The sequence below is a fragment of the Nioella sp. genome (assembly GCF_964229645.1).
GTDB lineage: Bacteria > Pseudomonadota > Alphaproteobacteria > Rhodobacterales > Rhodobacteraceae > Nioella.
Genome location: NZ_CAXREX010000008.1, coordinates 19,397 through 27,430, shown reverse-complemented (window position 1 = coordinate 27,430; position 8,034 = coordinate 19,397). Strand labels below are relative to the sequence as shown.

The window sequence follows — 8,034 nt, the reverse complement described above, 5'->3', positions numbered from 1 at the left end:
AATCTGCACGATGGGTGGCGAGAGCTGTTCGGGTTCGGGGAAGGTGAACTTGCGAAAGGCGCGTTCCGAGGGCGCTGTGATGGGCTGCATGCGTTCCAGCATCTTCAGCCGCGACTGCGCTTGCCGGGCCTTGGTGGCCTTTGCGCGGAAGCGGTCGACGACGCTTTGCAGGTGGGCGCGGCGCGCCTCCTGCTTCTTCGAATCCGCCTGCGCCACGGCGATCCGGGCGGCACGGGTCTGGGCGAAGGTGTCGTAGCCGCCCTGGTAAAGCGTCAGCTTGCGGTCTTCGAGATGCAGGATATGGCCCACGGCGCGGTTCAGCAGTCCCCGGTCGTGGCTGATCACCAGCACCGTGTGCGGATATTTCGCCAGGTAGCTTTCCAGCCAGAGCGCGCCTTCGAGGTCCAGATAGTTGGTCGGTTCATCCAGCAGCAGCAGGTCGGGGGCGGAAAAGAGCACCGCCGCAAGCGCCACGCGCATCCGCCAGCCGCCGGAGAAGGCCGAGCAGGGCATCACCTGTTCCTCGGCGGTGAAGCCAAGCCCGCGCAGGATGGTTGCGGCCCGCGCCTCGGCCGACCATGCGTCGATATCGGCCAGCCGGGTCTGGATCTCGGCAATCCGGGTCGGATCATCGCTCTGCTCGGCCAGAAGGGCCGCACGTTCGGTATCGGCGGCCAGCACCGTGTCGATCAACGAGACCTCCGAGGACGGAACCTCCTGTGCGACGCCACCGATGCGGGCGCGGAAGGGCAGGGTGATCTCGCCCGTATCCAGCGTCAGCTCGCCCCGGATCAGGCGAAAGAGCGTGGTCTTGCCGGTGCCGTTGCGCCCGACGATGCCCACCTTGTGGCCTTCGGGGATGGTGGCACTGGCGCCCTCCAGCAGAGGGCGGCCCGCGATCGAAAAGGAGATGTCGGAAATCCGTAGCATGGGCGCGGGTGTGGCGCGCCCGCGCGGGCGTGTCAATTGCCGGGTTTTCAAGCGCGCCGCCGCATGGTAGCAGCCGCGCCAAATACACCCCATTTCCGGAGAGACTGACATGGCGCTGCAACGCACCTTCTCGATCATCAAGCCCGACGCCACCAAGCGTAACCTCACCGGCGCGATCAATGCCAAGATCGAAGCCTCAGGCCTGCGCATCATCGCGCAGAAGCGCATCCACCTGACCCCCGCCCAGGCAGGCGTCTTCTACGCGGTGCACAAGGAACGCCCGTTCTACGGCGAGCTGTGCGAGTTCATGGCTTCCGAGCCGGTTGTCGTGCAGGTGCTGGAAGGCGAGAACGCCATTGCCAAGTATCGCGAAGTCATGGGCGCTACCGATCCGGCAGAAGCCGCCGACGGCACCATCCGCAAGGACTTCGCCCTGTCCAAGGGTGAAAACTCCGTCCACGGCTCCGACGCACCGGAAACCGCGGCCGAAGAGATTGCCTATTTCTTCGCAGGTCTTGAACTGGTCGGCTAAGCCACCGGTCACATGCAAGCAAAGGGGTCGTTCATGATGTCATGAGCGGCCCTTTTTCATATGTCCGGAAAAATCTTTCAGAAGATTTTTTCGGGCACCAAAATCTTCGGAAAGATTTTGCGCCCCGGGGGAAGAATTTTCCTGAAAATTCTTCCGGCCCTAGCGCCTTGCGCCGACGCCGATCTCGTCCAGCATGCGTTCAAACGCGGATTGCTCGGGGTCGAAGGCACGCGCCTTGAGCGCATCGAAGCGGGCGCGCAACGCGGTCTTTTCGGCCCCCTGGCAGTCGTTCCAGGGGCGGCCTTGAAGGCCCATGTGCAGCACGTAATAGGCGATGAAATGGGGCCGGCTGCCGGCCCGGAGCATGGCCTCGTAGGCCTTGTCCGCGCCGATCTCGCGCAGCGCTTCGGCGGTTTCGATACCAGCCTGCTTCAACTCGGCCGCCATGGCGGGGCCGATGTTGCGGATCTCGGTCAGGGGCGTGGGCACGTGGTCGACTCGCTCTGGCAGGGCCAGACCAGCCTATCAGATGCTGGCCCAGTCCTTGAAGATGACTGGCGTGTCTTTCTTGCCCGTTTCTTTCGGCTTCGGGGCCTGTTTCGGTGTGGGCTGCGGTTGGGGCATGGTTCGCTCCCTCTTTTCTGCTCTTGCTGCCTGAGGAGAAGGATGCGCGTCGAATGCGGCGGCAATGGGGCGCACAGAGAGGTGTTGTCATGGCAAAGACTGGGCGGCTATGCCCTGCCTTGCACAATTCGAATGTCCACCGGAGATGCTTGGAGCTGCCAAATGTTAATAAAAGTTAAGAAACTGGCGATTCGGATTTGATTGATGCCGATTCGGAACCAATGCCCGAAAATCGCGCATATTGAAAATATGTCAGGGGGAACACAGGCCTGCCGCATTGCTGCCATGATGAACAGAGTGTTTCAGATCACTGCCCAATTTCCTGTTTCCAAATCATTAACGATGAAGCGCCTGTTCGACTGTCTCTTTGGTCGGCAAACATCCGACCCATAGGCAGAGCTGGCAGGAAGGCCCTAAATATTGTAATAGGTTAAGTGGGTGCCCAGGCACCATATTCCCGGCTTGCACTGTTCTTCCTGCTGAAACAATCCTCTCTCTTCTCAAGGCTTCAGGCGTCTCTTTATTGTCCATTTTCAAACGAACGCGCCCTGATCACGCCATGTTTCTGTCAATTTTCGCTTTCTTGTCCGCACCTGTCCGGGGTAAAAACGGGGCAGCCCAACTGGGGGGCGATGTCTGCAGGCCACGGGGGCGGCCGCACGGAAACCAGCCGATCTCGGGATCGGCAGGTGGCATGTGAGCCGCGCGAGTGATGCGTGTCCATGAGGTGCCTTGCGCTGCCACGCGAGCACCAGCCGAAGGCCCGAAACCCGGCCTGACGCCCATCTGTCCCCCGTAAAGGCCCGTGCGCCGCCCTCTGCCCAACGTCATCGCACCAAGGTTGGATCGAGTTCGACACCGATCGCCAGGGGATGTGCGATGTTTCTGGTTCTGACTGTCTTGACGAGTGCCCTTGGCCTTGGCCTGCAACGGACCCGACCGATCAGCGTCGATTGTGAGTACTTGGTAACCCGCCAGCCTGCGCCGCGTGCGCCCCGCGGGATGTAAAGGAGACGACGCATGTCTGGGCAAACTGACAATCCCAATTCCGTGGATGGCGTGGTCGATGGCACCCCGGGGGATGACCTGATCGACCTGAACTACACCGGCGACCCGGAAGGGGACCGGATCGACAATCAGGACGCCATTCTGCCCGGTCACAACCCCGATGACGACGTGGTGCTGGCCGGGGAAGGCAACGACACCGTCATGGGCGGGGTTGGCAACGACACGATCTGGGGCAATGACGGCGACGATTACCTCGATGGCGAAGGCGGCGACGACCTGATCAAGGGCGAGGGCGGCAACGACACGCTGATCGGCGGGGCCGGCAATGACTCGCTGATCGGGGGCGATGGCAGCTCCAGCATCGACGGGGGCGATGGTGACGATTTCATCGACACCCGGCTCGACACCAACCTGCCGCTGCCCGATCGCGGCTATCCGGGCCTGTTCCCCGGCGACGGGGATCCGCTCGATGCACGCGACACGATCGACGGCGGCGCGGGCAATGACACGGTCTATTCCGGCGACGACGCCGACCTGATCAACCTTGGCTCCGGCGACAACTGGGCCGATGGCGGCTTCGACGACGACACGATCACCGCGGGCGATGGCGCCGACATGGTGATCGGCGGCGAAGGCTCCGACAGCATCGAGACGGGCGGCGGCAACGACACCATCTATGGCGGTCTTGGCGCGGGCTTCGATGATCTCAACATCACCGATGACGGATCGGACGGAAACCCGCTCGGCCCCGACGCCGTACCAGACAACGGCCGCGACTACATTGACGCCGGGGCCGGCGACGACGTGGTCTATGGCCAGGACGACGATGACACCATCTATGGCGGTGACGGCAACGACACGCTCGATGGCGGCATCGACGAAGATGAAATCTATGGCGGCGCCGACCGGGACCTGATCCTCGGCGGCAATGTCGGCGACTACGTGGACGGTGGGGGCACCGGCGACGATTACGACACGCTCGACCTGACGGGCTCCGGCCCTCTGCGTGTCGCGCTCGACGCCGACAACCCTGAAAACGGCACGGTGACCTTCTACGATGGCAACGGCTTCGCGCCGGAAAACATCACGGGCACCATGCGCTTCGAGGAGATAGAGAACGTCGTGCCCTGCTTTACCCCTGGTTCCCGCATTGCGACCACGCGCGGCGAAGTGCCCGTCGAGTCGCTCAAACCCGGTGACAAGATCATCACCCGTGACAATGGCATCCAGGAAATCCGTTGGGTTGGGGCCCGCACCCTCAACCACGCGGAACTGCGCCGTGCCCCCAACCTGCGGCCCGTCCTGATCAAGGCCGGAGCGCTTGGCGGTGGTCTGCCCGAACGCGACATGCTGGTCAGCCCGCAGCACCGGATGCTGGTCGCCAATGACCGCACCCAGCTCTACTTCGAGGAAAGCGAAGTGCTGGTGGCGGCCAAGCACCTGATCGACCACAAGGGCATCCGCTACATGGAGACCCTGCGCACGACCTATATCCACTTCATGTTCGACCAGCACGAGGTGGTTCTGGCAGATGGTGCCTGGACCGAAAGCTTCCAGCCGGGCGACCAGACGCTTGGCAGCATGGGCGAGGCGCAGCGCGATGAAATCTACGCGCTCTTCCCCGACCTGCGCGCACCTGCCGGGGTCGATAGCTACGCCGCGGCCCGCAAGGTTCTCAAAGGCCACGAGGCGCGGCTCATCGTGCGCTGATTGCGAATGCAGCAGGGACAAGGGGGAGAGGGGGCAAAACCCTTCCCCGGACCCGACTGAGGGGCGGTGCCAGAACGGTGCCGCCCCCTTTTATCGCGCCGCGCGCCAGGCGGCCCAGTCTTCCGGCGTGTCGAGATCGGTCAGCGCACGATTGCCGGGCAGGGGCACGAGATGCACCCGCGCCGCATACTGTTTCAGCAGACCGCGCGCGCCCTTGTCGCCCCTGATCTTCTGAAGGTCCGGCAGCAGGTCGGAGGGGAAGAGCACCGGGTTGCCGGGGCTGCCATCCTGGCCCGCGGCCCGCAGGATCGCATCCGGCGCCTGCCGCGACAGGGCCAGCAGCAGGTGCAGGTCATGGGCGGTGACCTCGGGCATATCGGCCAGCATGACGAGGACAGGTCCCGAAAGCCCCGCAACCCCGGCGGCAAGCGATTGCGACTGGTCGCAGCCCGCGGGCAGGGTCACGATTTCGCAGTCGATCCCGTCTAGGGCGGCGGCCCGCGCAGCGTTCCCTTCGGGCAGGGTCACGCGCAGTCGCCCGGCCCTGGCCGCGCGTCTCGCCATGACGGTCAGAAGCTTCTCGCCGCCCACTTCCTCGATCAGCTTGTCGGCCCCCCGCATCCGCGAGGACGCCCCGGCCGCCAAGAGCAGGATCGTCGCCTCGCTCATCCCCGCATCCTTGCGCCATCGGCATCGAAAAGCATGTCCGTTACCAGCCGCGCCTTGTGCATGTTGCCAAGGATCTCGATCTCGACCTCCAACCCGTCGACCGCGCGGTCTGTTGGCACGAACCCGAACGCCACCGACTTGCCCGCGTAATGCGAATAGCCCCCCGAGGTGCAGAAACCCTGCACCGCACCATCGAGCCAGATGGGTTCATAGGCGATCACGTCGGCATCATCCGCCTCCACGATGAAGCTGCACAATTTGCGTGCATGGCCCTCTGCGCGCTCCTTCTCGGCGGCTTCTTTGCCGATGAACGCCTTGTCCCACTGGATGAACCGATCCATCCCGGTTTCCCCCGGCATGTAGTCGGGCGAAAACTCCCGCATCCAGGAGCCGAAGAACTTGTCGAGCCGAAGGCTCATCATCGCCCGCATCCCGAAGGGTTTGAGGCCGAACTCCTGCCCCGCCTCCCATAGCAGCTGCCACAGCGCCCGCTGTTCCATGGCATCGACGTAGATTTCATAGCCCAGGTCGCCGGTGTAGCTCACCCGCTGCACGGTGGCCTCCATCATGCCGATAGAAAGCCGTTTCACATCAAGGAAGCGGAAGACATCGTCCGACACATCCGCCCGCGTGACCTTGGCCAGCAGGTCGCGTGCGCGTGGCCCCGCGATCTGGAAGCCGGTGGAGCGGTCCGAAATATTCGCGATCTGCACCTCGCCGGCAAGCTGCCCCTCGAACCAGCGCATGTGGAAATCTTGCGCGCTATAGCTTGCGGTCAGGCGGAATTCCGTCTCCGACAGGCAGGCCACAGTGAAATCCCCGATGAGCCGCCCGGACGGGGCCAGCATCGGTGTCAGGCTTATCCGCCCCGGTTTTGGAATACGCCCGGCCATGATCCGGTTGAGCCAGGCGCGCGCATCCGCCCCCGTCACGCTGTATTTCCCGAAATTCTGCACCTCGTTGATGCCCACGGCCCCGCGCACGGCGTGCACCTCCCGCGCGGTGGCCTCGAAGGCATTCGACCGTCGGAACGACGGCGTCTCGTATCGCGGCTCATCCTCTTGGGCGAAGTAATTGGGCACTTCCAGCCCGTATTGGCTCCCCCAGACCGCGCCCATCTGGTCGAAAATCTCGTACATGGGCGTCGTGCGGAAGGGCCGCGCGGCGGGCAGTTCCTCGTTCGGGTAGGTCACGGAAAAGCGGTTCTGGTAGTTCTCCACCACCTTGGGCAGCGTGTAGCCCGGCGTGATCCAGCGCCCGAAGCGCGCCACGTCCATCGCGAAGACATCGCGTTCCGGTTCGCCCTCGACCATCCACTGCGCCAGCGTCAGCCCGACGCCGCCACCCTGGCTGAACCCCGCCATGACCCCGCAGGCCGACCAGTAGTTGCGCAGGCCCGGCACCGGCCCCACCAGCGGGTTGCCATCGGGGGCGAAGGTGAAGGGGCCGTGGATCACCGTCTTGACGCCCGCCCGTTCGAGGATCGGGTAACGGCGATAGGCGAAGGCGATCGAGTCCTCGATCTTGTCGTAATCGTCGGGCAGCAGCTCATGCCCGAAGCTCCAGGGCGTACCGCCCACGGCCCAGGGCTTGCAGGGCTGTTCGTAGAACCCGATGCAGAGCCCCCGGCCTTCCTGGCGCAGGTAGCTTTCGCCGCCCGGGTCCATCACATGCGGATGTTCCACCGCGCGCTCGTAGATCTCAGGCAGATCATCCGTCACAAGATACTGGTGCTCCATCGGGTGAAGCGGCAGGTAGACCCCGGCCATCGCGCCCACTTCGCGCGCCCACAGACCGCCGGCATTGACCACGTGCTCGGCATGGATCGTGCCCTTGTCGGTCACCACGTCCCAGGTGCCATCGGGGCGCTGCCTGGTCTCGTGCACCATGCAATGTGTTTCGATCGTGGCGCCCCCCATGCGCGCGGCCTTGGCATAGGCATGGGTCGTGCCCGAGGGGTCGAGATGCCCGTCGAGCGGATCGTAAAGCCCGCCCAAAACGCCCTCGACATTGGTGATCGGGGCAATCGCCTTGATCTCCTGCGGCGAAAGGATCTCCGTCTCCAGACCCATGAACCGGTGCTTGGCGCGTTCCGCCTTCAGCATGTCGAAGCGTTCGGGCGTGTCGGCCAGCGTCACGCCGCCCACGTGATGCAGCCCGCAGGACATGCCCGTCAGCGCCTCCAGCTCGCGGTAGAGCCGGATCGTGTAGCCTTGCAGCGCGGCCATGTTCGTATCGCCGTTCAGCGTATGAAAGCCGCCCGCCGCGTGCCAGGTGGATCCGCTCGTCAGTTCAGAGCGTTCCACCAGCATCACGTCCGACCAGCCGAGCTTGGTCAGGTGATAAAGCACCGAGCAGCCGACGACGCCGCCCCCGATCACGCATACCCGAGTGCTCGTCTTCATCGCTGTCTCTCCCAGTGGACCCTTTGCGTCAGACAGCCCGCGCGGGCCCGGCCCTGCAAGTCAAAAAGCGACATGCCCTCTTCTTCTTGGCAAAAATACTCCCGCCGGAGGCGTTGCGCCCTGTCGGCGCGCATGGTCCCCCGCATCGGCGCGCTG

6 protein-coding genes are annotated in these 8,034 nt (G+C 64.1%); 2 read left to right on the top strand and 4 right to left on the bottom strand.

What is annotated here, in order from left to right; all coding sequences use genetic code 11:
* Positions 1-930 (bottom strand): ABC-F family ATP-binding cassette domain-containing protein (locus ACEQXV_RS00575; RefSeq protein ID WP_370267382.1); only part of this gene is annotated, 930 nt, incomplete at its 3' end.
* A gap of 109 nt (positions 931-1,039) precedes the next feature.
* Here ACEQXV_RS00575 and ndk point away from each other — a divergent pair.
* Positions 1,040-1,462: a nucleoside-diphosphate kinase gene (ndk, locus tag ACEQXV_RS00570; RefSeq protein ID WP_370251538.1), complete on the top strand. Its 423-nt coding sequence runs from the start codon at positions 1,040-1,042 to the stop codon at positions 1,460-1,462.
* 159 nt (positions 1,463-1,621) lie between these two features.
* Here ndk and ACEQXV_RS00565 read toward each other — a convergent pair whose 3' ends face one another.
* On the bottom strand, positions 1,622-1,951 hold the full coding sequence (locus tag ACEQXV_RS00565; protein ID WP_370267381.1) for a TfoX/Sxy family protein: 330 nt from the start codon (positions 1,949-1,951) through the stop codon (positions 1,622-1,624).
* A 1,155-nt stretch (positions 1,952-3,106) separates the two neighbouring features.
* Between ACEQXV_RS00565 and ACEQXV_RS00560 the strand changes: the two genes are divergently transcribed.
* Positions 3,107-4,804 carry a Hint domain-containing protein gene (locus ACEQXV_RS00560; protein ID WP_370251541.1) on the top strand — a complete coding sequence of 566 codons (1,698 nt, stop codon included), beginning with the start codon at positions 3,107-3,109 and terminating at the stop codon, positions 4,802-4,804.
* Positions 4,805-4,894: 90 nt separating this feature from the next.
* Here ACEQXV_RS00560 and ACEQXV_RS00555 read toward each other — a convergent pair whose 3' ends face one another.
* Both ACEQXV_RS00555 and ACEQXV_RS00550 read right to left on the bottom strand, forming a co-directional pair.
* Positions 4,895-5,473, bottom strand: coding sequence for an NTP transferase domain-containing protein (locus ACEQXV_RS00555; protein WP_370267379.1), 579 nt, complete (start codon positions 5,471-5,473; stop codon positions 4,895-4,897).
* Positions 5,470-7,878 carry an FAD-dependent oxidoreductase gene (locus tag ACEQXV_RS00550; protein WP_370267378.1) on the bottom strand — a complete coding sequence of 803 codons (2,409 nt, stop codon included), beginning with the start codon at positions 7,876-7,878 and terminating at the stop codon, positions 5,470-5,472. The genes ACEQXV_RS00555 and ACEQXV_RS00550 overlap by 4 nt, the downstream gene beginning before the upstream one ends.
* Positions 7,879-8,034: the final 156 nt, after the last annotated feature.